This is a genomic window from Xanthomonas dyei (genome assembly GCF_002939865.1).
In the GTDB taxonomy this organism is placed as follows: Bacteria; Pseudomonadota; Gammaproteobacteria; order Xanthomonadales; family Xanthomonadaceae; genus Xanthomonas; species Xanthomonas dyei.
The window spans coordinates 23,121-43,628 of record NZ_MDEE01000019.1 but is presented as its reverse complement, the minus strand read 5'-3'; the positions used below and the strand labels follow the sequence as shown (position 1 = coordinate 43,628).

Annotated in this window: 16 protein-coding genes and 1 other RNA gene; 10 read left to right on the top strand and 7 right to left on the bottom strand. The window is 66.9% G+C overall.

What is annotated here, in order from left to right; genetic code table 11:
• Positions 1-25 precede the first annotated feature (25 nt).
• Both gshB and XdyCFBP7245_RS13565 read left to right on the top strand, forming a co-directional pair.
• Positions 26-976: a glutathione synthase gene (gene gshB / locus XdyCFBP7245_RS13570; RefSeq protein ID WP_104616123.1), complete on the top strand. Its 951-nt coding sequence runs from the start codon at positions 26-28 to the stop codon at positions 974-976.
• On the top strand, positions 973-1,848 hold the full coding sequence (locus XdyCFBP7245_RS13565) for an energy transducer TonB family protein (RefSeq protein ID WP_104616122.1): 876 nt from the start codon (positions 973-975) through the stop codon (positions 1,846-1,848). Before gshB ends, XdyCFBP7245_RS13565 begins: the two co-directional genes overlap by 4 nt.
• A gap of 205 nt (positions 1,849-2,053) precedes the next feature.
• Here XdyCFBP7245_RS13565 and XdyCFBP7245_RS13560 read toward each other — a convergent pair whose 3' ends face one another.
• The 5 genes from XdyCFBP7245_RS13560 to mrcB form a co-directional block, all read right to left on the bottom strand.
• A complete protein-coding gene (locus tag XdyCFBP7245_RS13560; RefSeq protein WP_104616121.1) occupies positions 2,054-2,971 on the bottom strand; it encodes an ADP-ribosylglycohydrolase family protein in 918 nt (305 codons plus the stop codon).
• Positions 2,968-3,687 carry a tRNA (adenosine(37)-N6)-threonylcarbamoyltransferase complex dimerization subunit type 1 TsaB gene (tsaB, locus tag XdyCFBP7245_RS13555; RefSeq protein WP_104616120.1) on the bottom strand — a complete coding sequence of 240 codons (720 nt, stop codon included), beginning with the start codon at positions 3,685-3,687 and terminating at the stop codon, positions 2,968-2,970. The genes XdyCFBP7245_RS13560 and tsaB overlap by 4 nt, the downstream gene beginning before the upstream one ends.
• 32 nt (positions 3,688-3,719) lie before the next feature.
• Complete coding sequence (gene yoaA, locus XdyCFBP7245_RS13550; protein WP_104616119.1) at positions 3,720-5,729, bottom strand: DNA repair helicase YoaA; 2,010 nt, start codon at positions 5,727-5,729, stop codon at positions 3,720-3,722.
• A 609-nt stretch (positions 5,730-6,338) separates the two neighbouring features.
• The gene (locus XdyCFBP7245_RS13545) at positions 6,339-6,863 is read right to left on the bottom strand and encodes a tetratricopeptide repeat protein (protein WP_104616118.1); all 525 of its coding nucleotides are present in this window, start codon (positions 6,861-6,863) and stop codon (positions 6,339-6,341) included.
• Between the two features lie 13 nt (positions 6,864-6,876).
• Positions 6,877-9,321, bottom strand: coding sequence for a penicillin-binding protein 1B (gene mrcB / locus XdyCFBP7245_RS13540; RefSeq protein ID WP_104616117.1), 2,445 nt, complete (start codon positions 9,319-9,321; stop codon positions 6,877-6,879).
• A gap of 237 nt (positions 9,322-9,558) precedes the next feature.
• Here mrcB and XdyCFBP7245_RS13535 point away from each other — a divergent pair, with 237 nt between their 5' ends.
• Positions 9,559-11,664, top strand: a complete 2,106-nt coding sequence (locus XdyCFBP7245_RS13535) for a glycosyltransferase (RefSeq protein ID WP_104616116.1) — start codon at positions 9,559-9,561, stop codon at positions 11,662-11,664.
• Positions 11,665-12,067: 403 nt separating this feature from the next.
• Here the strand turns inward: XdyCFBP7245_RS13535 and XdyCFBP7245_RS24175 are convergent, their stop codons facing one another.
• Together XdyCFBP7245_RS24175 and XdyCFBP7245_RS13520 are read right to left on the bottom strand one after the other, a co-directional pair.
• Positions 12,068-13,582 carry a hypothetical protein gene (locus XdyCFBP7245_RS24175; protein ID WP_170068646.1) on the bottom strand — a complete coding sequence of 505 codons (1,515 nt, stop codon included), beginning with the start codon at positions 13,580-13,582 and terminating at the stop codon, positions 12,068-12,070.
• Positions 13,583-13,956: 374 nt separating this feature from the next.
• Entirely contained in the window at positions 13,957-16,128 is a 2,172-nt protein-coding gene (locus tag XdyCFBP7245_RS13520) for a RelA/SpoT family protein (protein WP_342352092.1), read from the bottom strand.
• 304 nt (positions 16,129-16,432) lie between these two features.
• Between XdyCFBP7245_RS13520 and pqqA the strand changes: the two genes are divergently transcribed.
• The 7 genes from pqqA to XdyCFBP7245_RS13490 all read left to right on the top strand — a co-directional run bounded on the left by pqqA (position 16,433) and on the right by XdyCFBP7245_RS13490 (position 20,360).
• Positions 16,433-16,513, top strand: a complete 81-nt coding sequence (pqqA, locus tag XdyCFBP7245_RS13515) for a pyrroloquinoline quinone precursor peptide PqqA (protein ID WP_002812057.1) — start codon at positions 16,433-16,435, stop codon at positions 16,511-16,513.
• 81 nt (positions 16,514-16,594) lie between these two features.
• Positions 16,595-17,494 carry a pyrroloquinoline quinone biosynthesis protein PqqB gene (gene pqqB, locus XdyCFBP7245_RS13510; protein ID WP_104616113.1) on the top strand — a complete coding sequence of 300 codons (900 nt, stop codon included), beginning with the start codon at positions 16,595-16,597 and terminating at the stop codon, positions 17,492-17,494.
• Positions 17,491-18,243 (top strand): pyrroloquinoline-quinone synthase PqqC, encoded by a 753-nt coding sequence (gene pqqC, locus XdyCFBP7245_RS13505; protein WP_104616112.1) that lies wholly within the window; start codon positions 17,491-17,493, stop codon positions 18,241-18,243. Before pqqB ends, pqqC begins: the two co-directional genes overlap by 4 nt.
• A complete protein-coding gene (gene pqqD / locus XdyCFBP7245_RS24270; protein ID WP_115562643.1) occupies positions 18,240-18,518 on the top strand; it encodes a pyrroloquinoline quinone biosynthesis peptide chaperone PqqD in 279 nt (92 codons plus the stop codon). The genes pqqC and pqqD overlap by 4 nt, the downstream gene beginning before the upstream one ends.
• Positions 18,515-19,642 (top strand): pyrroloquinoline quinone biosynthesis protein PqqE, encoded by a 1,128-nt coding sequence (gene pqqE / locus XdyCFBP7245_RS13500; protein WP_211287700.1) that lies wholly within the window; start codon positions 18,515-18,517, stop codon positions 19,640-19,642. The genes pqqD and pqqE overlap by 4 nt, the downstream gene beginning before the upstream one ends.
• Positions 19,643-19,710: 68 nt before the next feature.
• A complete protein-coding gene (locus XdyCFBP7245_RS13495; protein WP_104616110.1) occupies positions 19,711-20,223 on the top strand; it encodes a hypothetical protein in 513 nt (170 codons plus the stop codon).
• Between the two features lie 61 nt (positions 20,224-20,284).
• Positions 20,285-20,360: non-coding RNA, sX9 sRNA (locus XdyCFBP7245_RS13490), on the top strand.
• The last annotated feature ends 148 nt before the right edge of the window (positions 20,361-20,508 follow it).

Here is a 20,508-nt window from a genome sequence, read left to right as displayed (position 1 = left end):
CAGCTTGTTCGAAAGGTTTAGCCCCATGTCACTCGACGTCGTTGTGGTGATGGATCCCATCGCCTCCATCAAGATCGCCAAAGACACCACCTTCGCCATGCTGCTGGAAGCCCAGCGCCGTGGTCATCGTTTGCATTATGTACGTCCGGGCGGGCTCAGCCTGCGCGAAGGCCGCGCGGTGGCGCAGGTCGCGCCACTGAGCGTGCGTGAGGACAAGGCCGGCTGGTTCACCCTGGGCGAGTTCGCCGAACTGACGTTCGGGCCCGGCCAGGTGGTGCTGATGCGCAAGGACCCGCCGGTGGATGCCGAGTTCGTCTACGACACCCAGGTGTTGAGCGTGGCGCAGCGCGCCGGCGCGCAGATCGTCAACGACCCGCAGGGTCTGCGCGACTACAACGAGAAACTGGCGGCGCTGCTGTTCCCGCAGTGCTGCCCGCCGACCCTGGTCAGCCGCGATGCGGCCGCGCTGAAGGCCTTCGTGCTGGAACACGGTCAGGCGGTGCTCAAGCCGCTGGATGGCATGGGCGGGCGTTCGATCTTCCGCAGCGGCACCGGCGACCCCAATCTCAACGTGATCCTGGAGACGCTGACCGACGGCAACCGCAAGCTGACCCTGGCGCAGCGCTTCATCCCCGACATCACCGCCGGCGACAAGCGCATCCTGCTGGTGGATGGCGAGCCGGTGGACTACTGCCTGGCGCGGATTCCGCAGGGCGATGAATTCCGCGGCAACCTGGCCGCCGGCGGGCGGGGCGAAGGCCGGCCCCTGTCCGAGCGCGACCGCTGGATCGCTGCGCAGGTGGGCCCGGAAATGCGCCGGCGCGGCATGCGCTTTGTCGGCCTGGACGTGATCGGCGATTACCTGACCGAGGTCAACGTCACCAGCCCCACCTGCGTGCGCGAGCTGGATGCGCAGTTCGGCCTGAACATCGCCGGGCTGCTGTTCGACGCGATCGAGGCCGGCGCTGCGCAATGAGCACGGCCGCGGCGCAGCCTGCAGCGATGGACGAACGCCAGCGCATGAGCGCGATGCTGGTGATTTCGTTGTTGCTGCACGCCGCGCTGATCCTGGGCGTGGGCTTCACGGTCAGTGAAGACGCACCGCTGGTGCCGACGCTGGACGTGATCTTCAGCCAGACCAGCACGCCGTTGACGCCCAAGCAGGCCGACTTCCTGGCCCAGGCCAATCAGCAGGGTGGCGGCAACCACGACACCGCCCAGCGCCCGCGCGACAGCCAGCCCGGCGTGGTGCCTCAGGACCGCACCGGGCTCGCCCCGCAGGCCCAGCGCGCAACCAGTGTGCAGGCCCCGGAGCCGACCCAGACCCGCGTGGTGAGCAGCCGTCGTGGCGAGCAGGCGGTGCCGACGCCGCAACCCAATCCGCAGACCGACCCGCTCACCCCGGCCGATGCGCAACGCGTGCAGCGCGACGCGGAAATGGCCCGGCTTGCGGCCGAGGTGCATCTGCGCTCGGAGCAATACGCCAAGCGTCCCAACCGCAAGTTCGTCTCTGCCAGCACCCGCGAATACGCCTACGCCAACTATCTGCGCGCCTGGGTGGATCGGGCCGAGCGCGTGGGCAACCTGAATTATCCGGACGAGGCGCGTCGGCGCCGGCTGGGCGGCAAGGTGGTCATCAGCGTGGGCGTACGCCGCGACGGCAGCGTGGAAAGCAGCCGCGTGCTGATCTCCAGCGGCGTGCCGGCGCTGGACGATGCCGCGCTGCGCGTGGTGCAGTTGGCCCAGCCGTTCCCGCCCCTGCCCAGGACCAAGGACGACGTGGACATTCTGGAAGTCACCCGCACCTGGCTGTTCCTGCCCGGCGGCGAGCTGCACGACGATCGCTGAGGGTGCGGTGGGGCGCGACCGAGCTGTGCCGGGTCATTCGATGGTTTGCAATTCGGGCGCGATGCCGGTGTGTTGCTTCTTCGCGCTTGCACGGCCTGCAGGCCGGCAAGCCTACCTCGCCCGGCGTCGACTGAGCCGCGCGCATTCAACCTTCAAACCGGTCGCGGTCTGCCGCAGCTGTCAGCCCATCCCACCAAGGCGTGAATCAGGCAAGCTGCGCTGCGGCGTGCAAGCGATCGGCCAATGCCAGTATCTCGTCCGCGTCCTGCACCCGCTCGCGCCAGGCGGCGGGGATGCCATCGACGCCATAAAACGCACCCGCGAGCTGACCGCAGATTGCTGCGGTCGTATCGGCATCGTCGCCCAGGTTGGCCGCGCGCAGCACCGCATCGGCGAACGTCCCGGTGCTGGCAAAACACCAAAGCGCGGCCGACAGCGAATCGACCACATAGCCGGTGCCGCGGATCTGCGCCGCGGGCACCGCCGCGTGGTCGCGCGTGACCAATGCGCGCACTGCCGGCGTGACCAAACTCTCGCACTGCGTTTGCAGCACGGTCTTACGATCGCCACCGAGCAGCGCAGCGCGTAATTGCAGCGCAAACAGCTGGCAGGCATCCAGCGCTTCGGCGGCGGCATGCGTGGTGCGCGAACTGTCCGCAGCACGCGCGCACAATTCATCGAGGCGATGCGCGTAATACATCGCCACCGGCGCCAGCCGCATCAACGCGCCGTTACCGGCCGTGCGCGGGTCCTCGCTGCCGCTGAAGGCCGGGCCGCCATCGAGATAGCGCTCCAGCGCCTGCCGCACGGTGGCGCCGATGTCGAAACAGCTGCCGGTGCTGCTGAGGTAGCCGTGCAGGTACCAATTGCAATAGCGATTCATCTGATCGGCGGCATCGAATCCGTGCCGATACAGCAGGCTGTGCGCCAGGCACAAGGCCATCGAGGTGTCGTCGGTCCATTGCCCGGCACGCAGCGCGAACGGGCCACCGCCACGCATGTCGTCGATCGGGGTAAAGCTGCCGGGCGCGCAGAATTCCAGTGTGGTGCCAAGCGCATCGCCAACCGCCAGACCCAGCAGACAGCCGCGAAACCGCGCGCGCTCGAGATCGCCTTGGGTCATGGCGCGGCTGCAGCCGCCTTGGCTGCGCGTGCGGCCTGTTGCTCGACCAGCGTCAGTGCGACGTTATCGCGCAGGTAGGCCGGTTCCACGCGTTCCGGCGCCACGCCTTCGCCACGCTGCAACGCCGGTACCGCCAGCGTGAGCAGGTCGGCGGCGTGCGGCAAGGCGCTGGCATCGACGCTGCTCAACTGCGTTGCGAAACGCCGCTGCAGCAGACCATCGGCGGCAGCGAACCCGGTGCCCACCCCGGCGAAGCGGTGCAGTGTTTCGGGCACGACCAGCGTATCGGGCGTGCATACCACTTCCGGCGCCAGTTCCAAAAACCCATTGCCATGACGCGCGAAGACGCCGGCATACACCTCGCCCATGCGCGCATCGATGCAGGCCAGCACATGCGTGGTATCGGCAGGCGCACGCAGCGCCAGTACCTGCAGCGTGGAGACCGCCAGCACCGGTCGATCCAGACCCAATGCAATGCCCTGCGCGATGCCGATGGCCAGGCGCACGCCGGTAAACGCGCCGGGCCCACGGCTGACCGCAATCGCATCGAGCTGACGCCGCGTGATGCCGGCTTCGGCCAGCAACTGCTCGGCCCAGGGCAACGCCAGTTCCGCATGGCGACGTGGCGCCAGTTCGAAACGCTCGATGACGCGCCCGTCCACGGACAGCGCGACGGAACAGGCTTCGGTGGAGGTTTCGAATGCGAGAACGTTCATGGCAGGACCGCGACAGAAAGTAAGGAGAAAGATCAGCCGTCGCCGAACGGCAACGTCGGCACGCCATTGTCGCCCAGCGGCGCGGCGACGCCAAAAAACGCCCGCACATCGGCAATCTCGCGCGTGCGTGCAAACGGAGGCAGCGACTTCATGAAAGTGCGTCCGTAGCTCTTGTTGACCAAGCGCGGGTCGCACAGCACCAGCACGCCACGGTCGGTCTCGCTGCGAATCAGCCGTCCCACGCCCTGCTTGAGCGCGATGACCGCCTGCGGCAACTGCTCGTCGCGGAACGGGTTGCCGCCCTCGCGGCGGATCGCATCCAGGCGCGCTTCGAACACCGGGTCGTCGGGCGCGGCAAACGGCAATTTGTCGATCACCACCACGCTCAATGCATCGCCGACCACGTCCACGCCCTCGCGGAAACTGGCCGACCCCAGCAGCACGCCATTGCCGGAATCGCGAAAGCGCTGCAGCAGCGTGGCGCGCGGCGCTTCGCCCTGTACGAACAACGGCCATGGCGCACCACGCAGTGCGTCGGCCGCTTCGCGCAGCGCGCGGTGCGAGGCGAACAACAAGAACGCGCGGCCGTTGGAGGCGTCCAGCACCGGGGTCAACGCCGCGATCAAGGCGGTACCGAAACCGCGCGCGGCCGGATCGGGCAGATTGGGTGGCAGGTAGCACAACGCCTGACGTTCCCAGTCGAAGGGACTGGGCTGCAGCAAGGTCACCGGGTCGTTCAAGCCCAATCGCAGCGCGATATGGTCGAACTCGCCGCCCACCGCCAGCGTGGCCGAGGTGAATACCCAGGCCGCCTGCGATTTTTCGCGGTGCTCGCGCAGCGGCCCGGACACGTCCAGCGGCGTGCGCTGGCAGCGGAATCCGCGCGGGCTGAGCTCATACCAGAGCACATCGTTGTCGATGCCCTGTTCCGGCATATCCTCGGCAAAATCCGCCACCGGCACGTCTTCGCCCAGCCAGCGCGACAAGCGGTTCAGCGCTTCCTGCGCACGTGCGGTGCAGCCATCGAATCCCGGTGAGGCCTCGCGCAACGGCAGCAGCGATTCGCCCAACCGCGCCAGCGCCGACAGCACCGCATCGAACCCTTCGCGCACCTGCGGTTTGGCCAGCGCACGCCATTGCGTGCCGCGCGGCGGCAGGCCTTCCATGCCGGCACGCAAGCCGCGCAAGGCTTCGTCCAGGGCGAGGATCGGCTCTTGCAGACTGGCCTGCGCACCGGCGACCAGACGCGCTTCGACCATGCAATCGCGCGCCAGCTCCTGCCACGGCCGCATGCCGAAACTTTCGCCGAAGAAATTGGCTGCCAGCTCCGGCAGCTGGTGCGCTTCGTCGATGACAAAGGCCTGCGCGCCTGGAAGGATCTCGCCGAAGCCTTCCTGCTTGAGCGCCAGGTCGGCCAACAGCAGATGGTGATTGACCACCACCAGATCGGCGGCCTGCGCACGCTGGCGTGCCTGCACCACAAAGCACTCGCTGTAGAACGGGCACTCGGTGCCCAGGCAGTTGTCGACGGTGGAAGTCACCATCGGCAACAGCGGCGAATCGTCCGGCAAGGCGTCCATCTCGGCCATGTCGCCGTACTGGGTGCGTCCGCTCCAGGCCACGATGCGCTGGAATTGCGACACCTGTTCGGGTGTGGCGAAGCGCGGCTCGCCGCGCGCCTGTTGGGTGCGGTATTTGCACAGGTAATTGGCGCGACCTTTCAACAGCGCACTGCGCAGCCCGACACCTAGCGCGGCGCGCACGCGCGGCAAATCGCGGTGGAATAGCTGATCCTGCAGCGCGCGTGTGCCGGTCGAGACGATGGTCTTGAGCCCGGACAACAATGCCGGCACCAGATACGCATAGGTCTTGCCGGTGCCGGTGCCGGCCTCGGCCAGCAGCACGTCGCGCTGCTCGAACGCCTCGGCGATGGCGCCGGTCAGGCGCAACTGCGCATCGCGCGGCGCAAACGCATCGAGCTGACGCGCAAGCGCCCCGCCCTCGCTGAGCGCCTCGATGCTGGCAGTGGCAAGTTGGGACATGAGACCGACGGATGCCGAAGAAGAAGAAGCTCGACAGCCTAGCGCGTGCGCGGTCATGCTGCCTGGATCGGGTCTGCGGCAGTCAGCAATCACTTCATCGCGGTAAGGCGACTGCGGCGGACGTGAGAGGGTGATGCATCGATTTTACGGCTGCGCTGTGCCATCCGTGACTGATGCCGATTGCCAGCGAGGCCCAGGCGCCTTGGATGCAGTTGGCGCGCGGTAATCGCTGCGTCATCCGTGCGGTCCAACGCGCTGTTGCGTTCTTGTCGCTACAGATGCCTTGCTCCATCCGGACACAGATTGCATCCCGATCGGCGATACAAACTTCGTCACCCAGTGGCTTGGTTGGCATGCATCGGCGACTTGCAGACAACAAGGCAGATTGCCCATGCCACGCGCGTGGTCACACATCATCCAGAAGCGGCCTAAGGCTCGCAACCACGAACGCATACCACTCGAACACCAGACCTGCTGCGGACGAGGCGGAGGGTGCTGTTATCGAGTGACCTATAAGAGGCCCACTTACGAAACTACTCGCCCAATCGCGCATGACACAGCCAGCCGAACCGGCCGCGCTGCTGGCAGCGCAACCGGTATGGCACGCACTCAGTACCGTTTCACGCCCGGCACGGTGCAGCCGGCGATCTGCGCCTTGGCCGAGGCGGCGTTGTCCTTTTCGCCACGCGCCAGCCGCGATTGCTCGATGGTGGCCCAATGGCGCCGGCACAGCGGGCCGGTCTTGGAGCCCAGTTCCACCGCCTGGTTGGCAAAGCGTTCGGCCGCCGGCCAATCGGCTTGCAACACGGCCACTTCGGCACGTTCCTGCAGGATCGCCGGGTCGCCGGACACCAGCCCCAGCGCCTGATCCAGCGCCGCCGCCGCACCGGGCAGGTCGCCGGCCTGGCGCTTGGCCTTGGCGCTCTCGCGCAGGTCGTCCACCTGCGGGTCGCGCAGCGGCTGCACCGACAACTCGGTGTCGTCGACGCCGGCTTCTCGTTCGATCAACAACAGCCGTTGGGTGGGCGTGGTCGGGTCCACCGGGGTCGGCGGCGGCGCGGGCGGCGCACTGACGCAGGCAGTGACTGCGGCGAGCACGCCGATCAGGGCAACAAGACGATGCAATCGGATCATGGGGTCACTCCACTCAATGTGCAGGGGGCGCCGACGCAGGCGCCGGTGCGGGTGCTTCCGGCTTCTTTTCCAACCCGAAGAAACGCCGCCAGCCGCCACCGCTGGATTGCTCGGCGGGTGCGGATCCATCGTCCGGCACGCCTTCGATGGAGGGCGCATTACCGGCACACGGCGCATAGGCCGGCGTGAAGCCGACCACGAACGGGAACTGGCGCGCGCCCGGGCAGCCGGCATCGGTGACGCCGGTGCCGGCTGCATCTACCCACTGCCAATCCAGGCCCTTGCCGTTCACCTTCAACGGTGCGCTGGGCAGACGCGCGAAGATGCTCGACCACACCCGCATCGCGCCGGTGGCGCCGTACAGGCCGGTCTCTTCGTTCTGGTCGTTGCCCATCCAGATCACCGCCAAATGGTCGCCGGTGTAGCCGGCGTACCAGCTGTCGCGGCCGTCGTTGGAGGTGCCGGTCTTGCCGGCCGGCGACAGCCGCCCGAGGCCATCGCCCAGCAGCTGCCGCGCGGTCCCGCCACTGACCACCTGCTGCAGGGCGACGCTGATCAGGTTGGCCGCCACAGAATCGCCTTCCTGCGCCGGTGCCGGGGTCTTGTCGTAGCGCTTGAGCAACTTGCCCTGCGGGTCGAGCACGCCACGCACCGCGTGCAGCGGCTGAATCTCGCCACCGGCGGCCAGGAACTGGTACAGCTGCGCCATACCGTACGGGCTCTGATCGGTGGCGCCCAGGATCAACGAGGGGTTGGGATCGGCCTTGATGCCGGCCAGCACCTGGATCAATTGCGCGACACGGTCCGCGCCGACCTGCATGCCCACCCGCACCGTGGCCTGGTTATAGGAATGCGCCAGCGCATCGACCAGCCGCACCGTGCCGTGGCTGCGGTTGTCGGAATTGCCCGGCGACCAGGTCTTGCCCCGGCTGAGCTGCACCGTCACCGGTGAATCGTCGACCCAACTGGACAACGCCCAACGGTCCGGCGAGGCCAGCGCCAGCAAGTAGACGAACGGCTTGAGCAACGAGCCCACCTGCCGCTGCGCCTCCACCGCGCGATTGAAGCCCGGCTTGGCCACATCGCGGCTGCCGACCACCGCCAGCACATCGCCGTTATGCACGTCGGTCATCACCAGGCCAGCCTGCAGCGGCGGGCGCTTCTTGTTGTCCAGCCGCTTGATGGTGCCGGTCACCGCGCCTTCGGCATAGGCCTGCGCTGACGGCGACATGCCGGTGAGCACGCTCATGCCGGCGCCTTGCAGCACGCCTTCGGGGTAATCGTGGGCCAGCTGCCGGCGCACCAGATCCACATAGGCCGGGAAGCGGTTGGCAGCGACCAGGCCTGGTTCGGTAGGCACGCCCAGCGGCGCAGCCAGCGCGCGCTTGTATTCGGCATCGTCGATCAGTTGGTTGTCGCGCAGCTTGCCCAGCACGAAGTTACGCCGATCCAGCGCGCGCTCCGGATTGCGCCGCGGATCGTAATAAGACGGACCCTTCACCAGCCCGATCAGCAGTGCGATCTGCTCGGTGGTCATCGAAGTGAGCTCGCGGCCGAACCACAGTTCCGCACCCGATGACACGCCGTGGATGGCCTGCCCGCCGCGCTGACCCAGATAGACCTGGTTGAGATAGGCCTCCAGGATGGTGCGCTTGTCGTAGCGCGCCTCCATGATCACCGCGTACAGAATCTCGTTGAATTTGCGCGTGACCGTCTGTTCCTTGCCGATGCCGAGCAGCCCGCTGCGCGCCAGCTGCTGGGTCAAGGTGCTGGCGCCCTGACGGACCTGGCCGCCGGAGCGCACCATGATCCAGGCCGCACGCACCATGCCGCTCAGATCGATGCCGTGGTGACTGTTGAAGTCGCGGTCTTCCACCGCCTGCAAGCCGGTGACCAGCAGTTCCGGCACTTCTTCCATGCGCACCAGGCGGCGCTCTTCCTGCTTCTGCCCATACAGCGTGGCGATACGCGCCGGGTCCAGCCGCGCGCTCTTGAGCGTCTTGCGGTCGGCCGCATCGCGCAGGCTCGCCACACGGCCACCGGTCAGGCTGACCTCGATACGTCGGGCAGGCACGCGCCCGTCCACATCGTTATAGCCGCGGCTGGCGATGGTGAAGCGGCTGCCATCCTGCTGATAGGTGCCGGCCAGCTTGGCCTGGCCGTCGTCGCGGTAGGACGCCGCATCCAGTTCGGTCTTCAGCGTGGCCGCATCCAGCGCATTGCCGGGCACCAGCACCAGCGGGCGCCCGTACACGCGGGTCGGGATCTGCCAACGCAGCTCGCCAAAGCGTTGCGTGACCTGCTTGTTCAGATACACCGTATAGGGGATCAGGAAACCGAGCGCCAGCGCGATCGCAGCAAATCCCCAGACAATCAGCCTGCGTTGCCAGCGGGAGCCTTGCGCGTTTGAGTCGTCCTGAAAGTCGTCGGAATCGTCGTGGTCGTAGCGTCGGGGCACGGGAATGCGAGAATGTAGAGTCGGGCGAGTCTAGCGCAGCGCTGTCATGGTTGCGGCGCGCCGGCCCCGCCGGCTTAAGCGCGGCTAACAAACGCACGCGCTCACCGCCGCGCCGCTGCGGCCTGTGCTCGGCGCGGACAGTGCTCCTCGGTACACTGGCGGCGGTTGTCTGCCGGCTGCGCCATCGCACTCCCTGCTGACTCCATTCACCTGTCTCTCCGCTGGAGTTTCAACGCAATGTCGATGTCCCTGGCCGACGCGCGCTATCTGTTCAATCGCGTGCTCGGCCTGATCCACCGCAGCGTGGCCAGCATGCGCACACGCGGGTGGCGGGCCACCTGGCAGCGCATTCGCGTACACACGCAGGCACCACCGGTGGCGCTCGGCACATCGCTATGGCTGCCCGATGCCGCGCCATTTGCCGCATTTGCGGTGCCGCACAGCGCCGCGCCGCGCGTGACGGTGGTGATCCCGGTCTACAACCACATCGCCCATACGCTGGCCTGTCTGCGTGCGCTGGCTGCGCATCCACCAACGCTTGAGGTGGAGATCGTCGTGGTGGACGACGGCAGCAGCGATGCCACCGCCGTGCAGCTGCCGCAGATTGCCGGCCTGCAGTACCACCTGCGCGCCAGCAACGGCGGCTTCATCGCTGCCTGCAACGACGGGATCGCGCTGGCGCGTGGCGCGTACGTGGTGTTGCTCAACAACGACACCATCCCGCAGCCCGGCTGGCTGGATCGACTGATCGACACCTTCACCGCGCATCCGAACGCCGGCCTGGTCGGCGCGCAATTGGTGTACCCGGACGGGCGCCTGCAGGAATCCGGTGGCGTGGTCTTCGCCGACGGCAGCGCCTGGAGCTACGGCCGCTTCGAGTCGGCCGATGACCCACGCTATGCCTATGTCCGCGCGATGGACTATTGCTCGGGTGCAGCGATCGCGCTGCCGCGAGCGCTGTTGCTGCGGACCTTGGGGGGGCTGGATCGCCGCTACATGCCGGCCTATTACGAAGACACCGACCTGGCCTTTGCGGTGCGCGCCGCCGGGCATCAGGTCCTGGTGCAGCCGGCCAGCGTGGTGGTGCACGACGAAGGCACCAGCAACGGCACCGACACGCGCACCGGAGTGAAGGCCTATCAGGTGCGCAATCAGGCCGTTTTCGCGGAGAAATGGCAGCAGGCGCTGGCAACGCAGTTGCCGGTCGGCACGGTGCCTGGCCCGGCGCAACTGCATCGCGGGCAACGCCAGGTGCTGATCCTGGACGAATGCGTGCCGCAACCGGATCGCGATTCCGGCTCGTTGCGGCAATTCAATCTGATCCGGCTATTGCGCGAAGAAGGCGCCCATGTGGTGTTCGTGCCGACCCGGCGCGAACATGCCGGACGCCACACCCAGGCGCTGCAGCAACTGGGGGTGGAGGTCTGGTACGCGCCGTTCCTGGACGGCATCGGCAGCTGGCTGCGCACGCACGGCCCGCGTTTTGCGGTGGTGCTGCTGGTGCGCCATCACGTTGCCCACGCCTGCCTGCCGCTGTTGAAACAGTACGCGCCGCAGGCACGCACCCTGTTCGACACCGTCGACCTGCATTACCTGCGCGAGCGCCGCGGCGCCGAGCTCGCCGGCGATGCCAATCTGCTGCGCAGCGCCGAACGCACCCGGGTACGCGAGCTGGAGATCATGGCGGCCACCGACGTCACCCTGCTGGTGTCTGCGGCCGAACAGGCGCAATTACGCACGGACGCGCCGCAGATCCGCACTGCCTTGCTCTCCAATCTGCACGAGGTCGCCGGCAGCGGCCATAGCTTCGTGCAACGCCGCGACCTGGTGTTCGTGGGCGGCTTCCGCCATCCGCCCAATGTGGATGCGGTGCAGTGGTTCATCAGCGCGATCTTCCCGCAGGTGCGCGCGCAACTGCCGGATGTGGAATTTCATTGCATCGGTGCGGATCTGCCGGAGGCGCTGAAGCTGCTTGCAGACCAATGCCCCGGCGTGCAACTGCACGGCCATGTGCCGGATCTGGTGCCGTTCATGGACAGCGCCCGCATTGCGGTCGCCCCGCTGCGCTTCGGCGCCGGCGTCAAAGGCAAGATCAATCTGAGCATGGCGCATGGTCAACCGGTGGTCGGCACCACTTGCGCGGTGGAAGGCATGCATCTGCGCGATGGCGACGATGTCTGCGTGGCCGACGAAGCCGATGCCTTTGCCAGCGCCATCGTGCGGCTGTATCAGGATGCGGCGCTATGGCAGAAGCTGGCCGACAACGGGCTGCGCAACGTGGCCGAGCACTTCTCGCTGGACGCAGCGCGCGCGACGGTCCGCGAGCTGTTTATCGCGGGGTGAGTGGTGCCGTTGGTGACTCACGGGTGCGTTGCGGATCGAGCAGTTGTCGTCGTACCACGCAGATCATTGCGGGCTGCATCGATGTCTTGGCGCGCAGGACGCGAGACTTCGCAGAGTTCGCTCACTGCGACGACCAACACGCACATAGATTGCGACGCTTCGCGCGTACCCTCATCCGCCCTTCGGGCACCTTCTCCCAGTGGGAGAAGGGAGCAACAACCGGTGCGGACTGCGAGCAACTAACAAAACTACTTTGCTGCGCCGAGCGAGCGCGTCCGGTACTCGGCCGGTCGGCCATTGCCTGCAGCGAAGATGACGTCGAGGCGCTCCTGGATGTCTCCGGTCTGATCAACATCCACTACCGGCATGCACAGGCCAAACGCCGACAAAAACAGCGCACGCCTCAGCGCTGTTCGGCCACCGCCCTGACCCGGCGCGTGAATTCGGCCAGCTCCGGCAAGCTGGGGTCCAGTTGGTGCGCTTGTTCCTGCGCACGGCGCGCGAACGCCGCATCCTCCTGGCCCAGGCGCTCGCTGCCGACCGCGACCCAGCGCTGCGCAAGACGTCGACGCGCGCCGGCCAACGCATCGCCATTCGGGGTCAGCGCCTGCCAGGCATCCAGGCAGCCGCGCGCAGCACGCAGCCGGTTGTTGCGCAGCTCGTCTTCGAAACAGCGCTGGCTGGCCGGCACCACACGCGCAGCGGCCTGCAGCACGCGTGGATCGCGCGGCGCCAGCGCCTGTGCCGCACGCACCGCGTCGTAGGCGCTGGCACCGGGCGGCGTCATCCATTGCTGTCGCGCTTCGGCGTCGGCGACGCGTTGCAACAGCAGCCGCAAACGGCGCTCGCGCACGCCGCGCGACAGACCGGTTTCCGGGCTGCGCTGGGCGTCGCGGGCGCGGGCGATGGCCTGCCCGGCCTGGGCGATCGATGCGGCGCCCGGTACCAACAACCGCGCCTGTTGCAGCGACTGCATCGCCGCGTCGAACTGGAAGTCCGCAGCCTGCCGGCCCGCCTGCGCGGCATATTCGCTGGCCACCCGTTCCAGCCCGCGCTGCGCCCCGACATCGGCCGGCTCGGCCGCCAGCACCGCGTTGAAATCGCGTGCAGCCGGGGCCAACCGACCGCGCCGCAACAATGCCTCGGCACGTTGCCGGCGCTGATCCAGCACGCGGTGATAGTGCCCTTCGGTCGACGGCACATCGGCATGCCCGGCATCGTAGCGTTTGGCCGCGGCCAGCAGGCGTGCCGCCTCGCCGAGTGCGTCGCGCGCCAACGCATGACGCGCCTGCGCCAAGAGATCGGTCAGGGCGTCCTCGCGCCCTTCCAGCGCGTCGGTGCGGTCGGGCGCCAGGGTCAAAATGCGCTGATACAGCGGCAGCGCGCTGTCGGGCGTGCCATCCAGGCGACCTTGCTGCTGGGCGGCAATAGCTTGCACCAGCAAGGCATCCAGTCCGACGCGGCGCGCCTGCAATTGACGCAGCCGCAGCGCGACCGGCGCGATCTGCGCCTGCGGCACCTCCAGTGCGGTTGCCAGTGCCAGCGTGCGCTGCGCAGCGGCTGCATCGCCGGCCGCGATAGCGGCACGCGCCTGCACCACCGCGACCACGCCGGTGCGCGCCAACCCGACCCGCGCCTCGCTGCGATCGTTATCCAACGCAAGCGCTGCGGTGAACAGTTCGCGGGCACCGCTGCCGTCGGCGGCACTGAGCTTGCCGCGCGACAGCGCCGCATCGCCACGTTGCAGCAGTTGCTGAATGCGGGTATCCGGCCACACCACATCGCCCAGCGGCTTGCGCAGCGCGATGACGCTCAACAGCAGACAGGCGGCCAGCACCAGCACCACGCGCCACAGCGCACGGCTACGCAACGGCGCCCAGAGGCGCGGCGACCTGACCCAGCGCGGCAGGGAAAACATGCGGTCGCGTCCATCCTTGGCGCGACCTGACGGGGACGCGTTCACATGCATATGGTAGCCGGCTGGGTGGCGAAGACGGTGTGGGCGAGCGGATTTAGTGGAATGGGGTGTCGGGAGTCGGGATTGGTCAAGGCAAGCGCTGCAGGTGCTGGCGCGCTGTCCGGACTGGTCTGGTGAATCGATGCATCGTCGTGGCAGTTGCACGACGCCTGGGGTGGCTGACACGTGGGTGCCGCAGCACAGCGACCGCGCAAGCCACCCCCGAAGCGCAGCACACCGAACGTCCGCCGATCATCTGCGCCATACCAAGATGATCTGCGCCATCCCAACCAGCGGCAGCGCTCGCAAAAGCACGCGACGCCGGTTGATTGCGCTCAGCCCAGCCGCCGCACCTCGTTCACGCCGGGCAAGGCATCCAGCTTGCCGAGCAGCGCGGACAGCTGGTCGTAGTCGCTGACCTTGAGCCGCAGTCGCAGCTGCGCCCTGCCGGTGTCGCGCACGTTGTCGCTGTTGATTTCCAGCACGTGGGCATCTTCCTGCGCGATCAGGTTGGTGATGTCCTTGAGCAGCCAGCGGCGGTCCACCGCACGCACCTGCACATCCACTTCGTACCCGCTGCCGGCCTTGCCCCACTCCACCGGCAACACGCGTTGCGGGTGGGTGGCCGCCAGCCGTGCCAATGCCGCGCAGTCGGTGCGGTGCACGGTGATGCCGCGGCCGCGGGTGAGGTAACCGGCAATCGGTTCGCCGGCCACCGGCTGGCAACACCGCGCCAGTTGCACCAGCAAATTGCCCACGCCCTGCACGGTGAATTTGGATTTCCCCAGGCCCTCGCGGCGCGCGGTGGGCCGCGGTGGCGCCGGCACCGCAGGTTGCGAGGCCGTGCGCTCGGCTTCCAGCAGCGCACGGCTCACCTGGTTTGGTCCGGTATCGCCCAGCGCCACCTGAATATACAGATCGTCGACGTTTTCGGCGTGGAATTTGCGCGTCGCCACGCTCAGATCGGCATGCTGCAGGCCCAGACGCTTGAGCTCGCGATCGAGCAACTCCTTGCCCGCCTGCACATTGCGCGCGCGGTCGAGCTTGTGGAACCAGGCGCGCACCTTGTCGCGCGAACGCCCGCTGGCCAGAAAGCCGTTGGACGCCAGCAGCCAGTCGCGACGCGGGTCGGCTTCCTTGGCGGTCATGATCTCCACGCGGTCGCCGCTGCGCAGCCGGTAGGTGAGCGGCACGATGCGGTCGTTGACGCGCGCGCCACGGCAGCGGTGGCCGACCATGGTGTGCACGTGGTACGCAAAATCCAGCGGGGTGGCGCCCTGCGGCAGATCGATGACCTCGCCCTTGGGCGTCAGCGCATACACGCGGTCTTCGATCAGCTCGGCATCCAGCGCACCGGCCAACTCGCCGTGGTCGCCTTCCTGCACCTGTTCCAGCAATTGGCGCATCCACAGGATCTTACGGTCGAAGGCTTTTTCGGCGCCCTTGCCGCCTTCCTTGTACTTCCAGTGCGCGGCCACGCCGAGCTCGGCCTGGGCATGCATCTCGTGGGTGCGGATCTGGATTTCGATCGTGCGCCCCTCCGGACCGACCACCGCGGTATGCAGCGAACGGTAGTCGTTGGCCTTGGGCCTGGCGATGTAATCGTCGAACTCGCTGGGCACCGGTGCCCACAGCGAATGCACCGCGCCCAACGCCGCATAGCAGGCCGCCACGTCGTCGACCATGACGCGCACCGCGCGCACGTCGTAGAGCTGGTCGAACGACAGCCGCTTTTTCTGCATCTTCCGCCAGATGCTGTAGATGTGCTTCGGCCGCCCGCTCACCTCTGCGCGCAGGCCCTGCCCTGCCAATGCGCTCGACAAGGTGCGCTTGACCGCCTCGATATAACGCTCGCGCGCCACCCGGGTTTCGTCCACTTCGCGCGCGATGCGGCGATAGGTATCCGGTTCCAGGTGCCGGAACGCCAGGTCTTCCAGCTCCCATTTCACCTGCCAGATGCCCAGACGGTTGGCCAGCGGCGCATGGATGTCGCGGGTGAGCTGCGCCAGCGCGCGGCGCTGCTCCTCGCTGAGGCGGTCGGCCACGCGCATGCGCGCCAGCTGCCGCGCCAGCAGGATCGGCACCACGCGCAGGTCGTGGATGATCGACAACAGCAGCCGCCGCAAGCCCTCGCTGTTGCGCCCGGCCTCGCGCCCGGCATGCAGCGCCCAGACCTGATCGGCCGCATCCAGGCCATCCAGCAGCCCTTCTACCGCCACCCGCCGCTCCGCCGGTTGCCACGGCAAGCCGGCCACCGCGCCGCGCAAGGCCGGCAGGTCGAACAGCAAGGCCGCAATCAACGTCGCCTCATCGGCTGCCAGCGATGCCAGCACGTCTAACGTGTCGGCCAGCAGCGCCCACGGCACGCTGTCGGCCTGCGCAGGCGGCGCCTCCTGCCAGGCCTGCGCCAATGCATCGCGTAATGCCGGTGCGATCGACGCAACGGCCGGGCGCTGCAGCAAGACGTACAGGCGTTCAACTGAGGAACTGGTCACAACGGAGGACACGGCGGCCGACGATCATTGGGGTCTGACAGCTACGGTAACGTGCGCGTCACCCTCTCCACAACGCGCAATCTCGGCGTAAACGCCTGCCGGTTGCATGCCTGTGCTTATGGTCGGTTCACCAGCCAAGGTCTTGATTCGCAACCGCTCTGCGATGGATCCGCGTCAGCGCGGAGTAAGAATTGCGATGCAACGACGACTTTTTACAAGTCCTTTACAATTGGAGTAAACCGGCTCCCTATGCTCGGGCCACGTCATCGTTGCATTGCGCGGCGGCGGCGTTTTTCCACCCACTAGGAGATAGCCGATGAAGACCTGGAAGAAGCCTGTCGTTCGTGAAGTCAACTGTGGCGCCGAAATCAACTGCTACGTCTCTGGCGAGTTTTGATCCGGCACGTCTCAATCGCACCAGCCGCCCTTCCTTTTGATGCATGACCGGCAACTGCCGGCAGAGTAGGTAACAGTTTGCATGCGCATCATTGTTCTGGGATCGGCGGCCGGCGGTGGGCACCCGCAGTGGAACTGCCATACGCCCGCAAGTCAGCGGGCCTGGCAACAAGCAGACGGTGCCCAACGTCGTACCCAGGCCAGCATCGCGGTCAGCGCCGATGGCGAGCGTTGGGTTCTGATCAACGCGTCCCCCGATTTCCGTCAGCAGATTCTCGCCACACCGGCGTTATGGCCGCAGCACGGCCTGCGCCATTCGCCGATTGAAGCGGTGCTGCTGACCAGCGGCGAGATCGACCATATCGCCGGATTGTTGTCGATGCGCGAAAGCCAGGCCTTCTCGCTGCATGCCAGCAGTCGCGTGCTAGACCTGCTGGCGCAAAACCCCATCTTCGACGCGGTGAATCCAAACTACGTGACGCGCCAGCCATTTGCGCTGGACACGCCGGTGTCGCTGCTCGGCCTGCAACTGACGCCCTTCTCGGTACCGGGCAAGGTGCCGCTGTTCATGGAATCGCGTAGTGGAGGCAATCTGGCCGGCTCCAACGAAGAAACCCTCGGGCTCACCATCGACGATGGCCAACACCGCGTGCATTACATCCCCGGCTGCGCGGCGATGACCGACGCACTGCGCGCGCGCCTGCAAGGAGCCGAGCTGGTGTTCTTCGATGGCACGCTGTGGAGCGACGACGAGATGGTGACGCTCGGCGTCAGCCAGAAAACCGGCCAACGCATGGGCCACATGAGCATCGACGGACCCGACGGCACCATCGCTGCGTTCGCCCCGTTGAATGTAGCGCGCAAGATTTTCATCCATCTCAACACCACCAATCCCGTGCTCGACATCCACTCGCCGCAATACGCCAGTGCGCGTACCAGCGGCTGGGACGTTGCACACGACGGCCTGGAGATCACGCTGTGACCGCCCTGCTCACCACCGACCAACTGGAAGCGGATCTGCGCGCGATCGGCGCACGTCTGTATCACGATCAGCACCCGTTTCATGCGCTACTGCACGACGGCAAGCTCGATCGCGGCCAGGTGCAGGCCTGGGCGCTGAATCGCTTCGAATACCAGCGCTGCATTCCGCTGAAAGATGCGGCGATTCTGGCGCGCATGGAAGACCCGGCGCTGCGGCGGATCTGGCGCCAGCGCATCCTCGACCACGATGGCAATAGCGCCACCGATGGCGGCATCGCACGTTGGCTGCATCTGACCGACGCGCTGGGCCTGGATCGCGACCTGGTCGAATCCGGGCGCGCCTTGCTGCCCGGTACGCGGTTTGCGGTGCAGGCCTATCTGCACTTCGTCCGCGAAAAAAGCCTGCTCGAGGCGATTGCCTCCTCGCTCACCGAACTGTTCGCTCCCAATATCATCGGCCAGCGCGTGGCGGGCATGCTCAAGCACTACGACTTCGTCTCGTCCGAGGCGCTGGCGTACTTCGAGCATCGCCTGACCGAGGCGCCGCGCGATTCGGATTTCGCGCTCGATTACGTCAAGCAGCACGCCGATACGGTCGAAAAACAGCAGCTGGTCAAGGCCGCACTGCATTTCAAATGTTCGGTGTTGTGGGCGCAGCTGGATGCCTTGCACGTGGCCTACGTCACGCCGGGCATCGTGTGGCCGGACGCGTTCGTGCCCGAGCGCGACGCCCGCCGGGCCGCTGCGTGAGCGACATTACCCGCGAGAGTCAGCCGGCACTGCGCGCAGGCGTGCGTCTGCAGCACGACCGCACACGCGACCAGTGGGTGCTGCTTGCGCCCGAACGCGTGGTCGAACTCGACGAGATCGCTCAGGTGGTGGCGCAGCGCTTCGATGGCGCGCGTTCGCTGGCGCAGATTGCGCAGGAATTGGCTGCAGAGTTCGATGCCGACGCCGCCGAGATCGAAGTGGATGTGATCGAACTGACCACCACCCTGCACCAGAAACGTCTGTTGCGGCTATGAACACTGCACCGCCGCCGCTGTCGGTGTTGCTGGAGCTGACCCATCGCTGCCCGCTGGCATGCCCGTATTGCTCCAACCCGATTGCACTGGCGGCGCTGCGCGAAGAAATGGACACCGCCGGCTGGCGCTCGCTGCTGCAGCAGGCCGCCGACATGGGGGTGCTGCAGGCGCATTTTTCCGGCGGCGAACCGATGTTGCGCAAGGATCTGCCCGAGCTGGTGGCGCATGCGCGTGAGCTCGGGCTGTACAGCAACCTGATCACCTCCGGTGTGGCCGGCGGCGAACCGATGCTGGACCAACTGCAAGCCGCCGGACTGGAGCATGTGCAGCTGAGCGTGCAGGACGTCGACCCGGCCGGCGCCGACCGCATCGCCGGGTATCGCAATAGCCTGTCGAAGAAGCGCGATTTTGCCGCCGCCGTACGCGCACGCGGCCTGCCATTAACGATCAACGCGGTGCTGCACCGGCACAACGCCGAGCGCGTGCCCGGCATGATTGCGCTGGCGCTGGAATGGCAGGCAGAGCGCATCGAAGTGGCGCACACCCAGTACTACGGCTGGGGCCTGCGCAATCGTGCGGCGCTGATGCCCAGCCGCGAGCAACTGATGGCCACCATTACCGCGGTGGAAACCGCGCGGCGCGAGCTCGGCGACCGTCTGGCGATCGACTTCGTCACCCCCGACTATTACGCGCGCCTGCCAAAGCCCTGCATGGGTGGCTGGGGCCAGCGCTTCGTCAATATTTCTCCGCGCGGCGACGTACTGCCCTGCCACGCGGCCGAAACCATCGACGGCATGCGCTTCGACAACCTGCGCGAGCGCTCGCTGGCCGATATCTGGAACAACGGCGAGGCGTTCGTGCGGTTTCGCGGCACCGCCTGGATGCCCGAGGTCTGCCAGGAGTGTCCCAAACGCGAGATCGACTGGGGCGGTTGCCGCTGCCAGGCGCTGGCGCTCAGCGGCGATGCGGCCACGCTGGACCCGGTCTGCGAACGCTCGCCCGACCATGCGCAGGTGCGCGCGATTGCCGACACCGAGGCGGCTGCGTCGGCGCCGGAATTCATCTATCGCCGCCCCGCCCGCTCCGCGCAGGCGCCATCGGCCACTGCCGACCGCGTGGACTGACCGGCGTCGGCTGGCACGGCACAGCACAGCGTCTACACTAGCTACCTCTTTCCTGTCGGATGGCTTCCATGTCGCTCGTGCGCCGCATTCCCCTGCTGGTCTGCCTGTCTCTTGCATTGACCGCCACCCCGGCCCTGGCGCAGCGCGCAGTCCACGGCGATCTGCAGTCGCAGATGAGCGCCGAACAGTTCAAGGCCGCCGGCCTGGACAAGCTCGATGCCAGCGAACTGGCCGCGCTCAACGACTGGCTGCAGGGCAAGGTCGCCAAAGAAGCCGCCGTCGTGGTCGAACAGGCCAAGGAAGCCGGCCGCCAGGAAATCATCGTCAAGAACCGTGGTTTCTTCGACTTCGGTAGCAAGGAGCCGATCGAGAGCAACATCGTCGGCGAGTTCAAGGGCTTCTCCAAGGGCCGCGTCTATACGATGGCCAATGGTCAGGAATGGGAACAGACCGATGTGGCCAGCCTCTCCGGCGTGCGCAAGGACGCTCCCAAGGTCAAGATCAAGCCCGGCCTGGTCGGCGTGTGGTATCTGCAGATCGAGGGTTACAACACCCCGGCCAAGGTGCGGCGGATCAAGTAACAGCACCCAACAAAACGACTGCGCTCGCCGTCAGGCTGGCGTAGCAGGTGCTCGGTGCGGCATGGGCCAGTCGTACGCTTCGGTGCTGAGTACGCCGTCAATGCATCCCTGACGACCGCTCGCTGCGTTTTTTAGCCCTTCCAAGTGTTAGCCCGTACAAGTAGTGCGGATGGCGGAAAGCTGCTGCAGAAGCAGAGAAGCGCAGCCTCCTCGTCGGCGCGCGCGGATGTGCCATGCAAGCGCGCTTCTGCGGGAAGCTAGCAAGTCAATGCAGCGGCCTCTGTT

What these genes read in the sequence shown, in the direction of transcription:
- gshB (WP_104616123.1), top strand. Translation starts at nt 26, where the DNA reads ATGTCACTCGACGTCGTTGTGGTGATGGATCCCATCGCCTCCATCAAG.
- XdyCFBP7245_RS13565 (WP_104616122.1), top strand. Translation starts at nt 973, where the DNA reads ATGAGCACGGCCGCGGCGCAGCCTGCAGCGATGGACGAACGCCAGCGC.
- XdyCFBP7245_RS13560 (WP_104616121.1), bottom strand. Translation starts at nt 2,971, where the DNA reads ATGACCCAAGGCGATCTCGAGCGCGCGCGGTTTCGCGGCTGTCTGCTG.
- tsaB (WP_104616120.1), bottom strand. Translation starts at nt 3,687, where the DNA reads ATGAACGTTCTCGCATTCGAAACCTCCACCGAAGCCTGTTCCGTCGCG.
- yoaA (WP_104616119.1), bottom strand. Translation starts at nt 5,729, where the DNA reads ATGTCCCAACTTGCCACTGCCAGCATCGAGGCGCTCAGCGAGGGCGGG.
- XdyCFBP7245_RS13545 (WP_104616118.1), bottom strand. Translation starts at nt 6,863, where the DNA reads ATGATCCGATTGCATCGTCTTGTTGCCCTGATCGGCGTGCTCGCCGCA.
- XdyCFBP7245_RS13535 (WP_104616116.1), top strand. Translation starts at nt 9,559, where the DNA reads ATGTCGATGTCCCTGGCCGACGCGCGCTATCTGTTCAATCGCGTGCTC.
- XdyCFBP7245_RS24175 (WP_170068646.1), bottom strand. Translation starts at nt 13,582, where the DNA reads ATGTTTTCCCTGCCGCGCTGGGTCAGGTCGCCGCGCCTCTGGGCGCCG.
- pqqA (WP_002812057.1), top strand. Translation starts at nt 16,433, where the DNA reads ATGAAGACCTGGAAGAAGCCTGTCGTTCGTGAAGTCAACTGTGGCGCC.
- pqqB (WP_104616113.1), top strand. Translation starts at nt 16,595, where the DNA reads ATGCGCATCATTGTTCTGGGATCGGCGGCCGGCGGTGGGCACCCGCAG.
- pqqE (WP_211287700.1), top strand. Translation starts at nt 18,515, where the DNA reads ATGAACACTGCACCGCCGCCGCTGTCGGTGTTGCTGGAGCTGACCCAT.
- XdyCFBP7245_RS13495 (WP_104616110.1), top strand. Translation starts at nt 19,711, where the DNA reads ATGTCGCTCGTGCGCCGCATTCCCCTGCTGGTCTGCCTGTCTCTTGCA.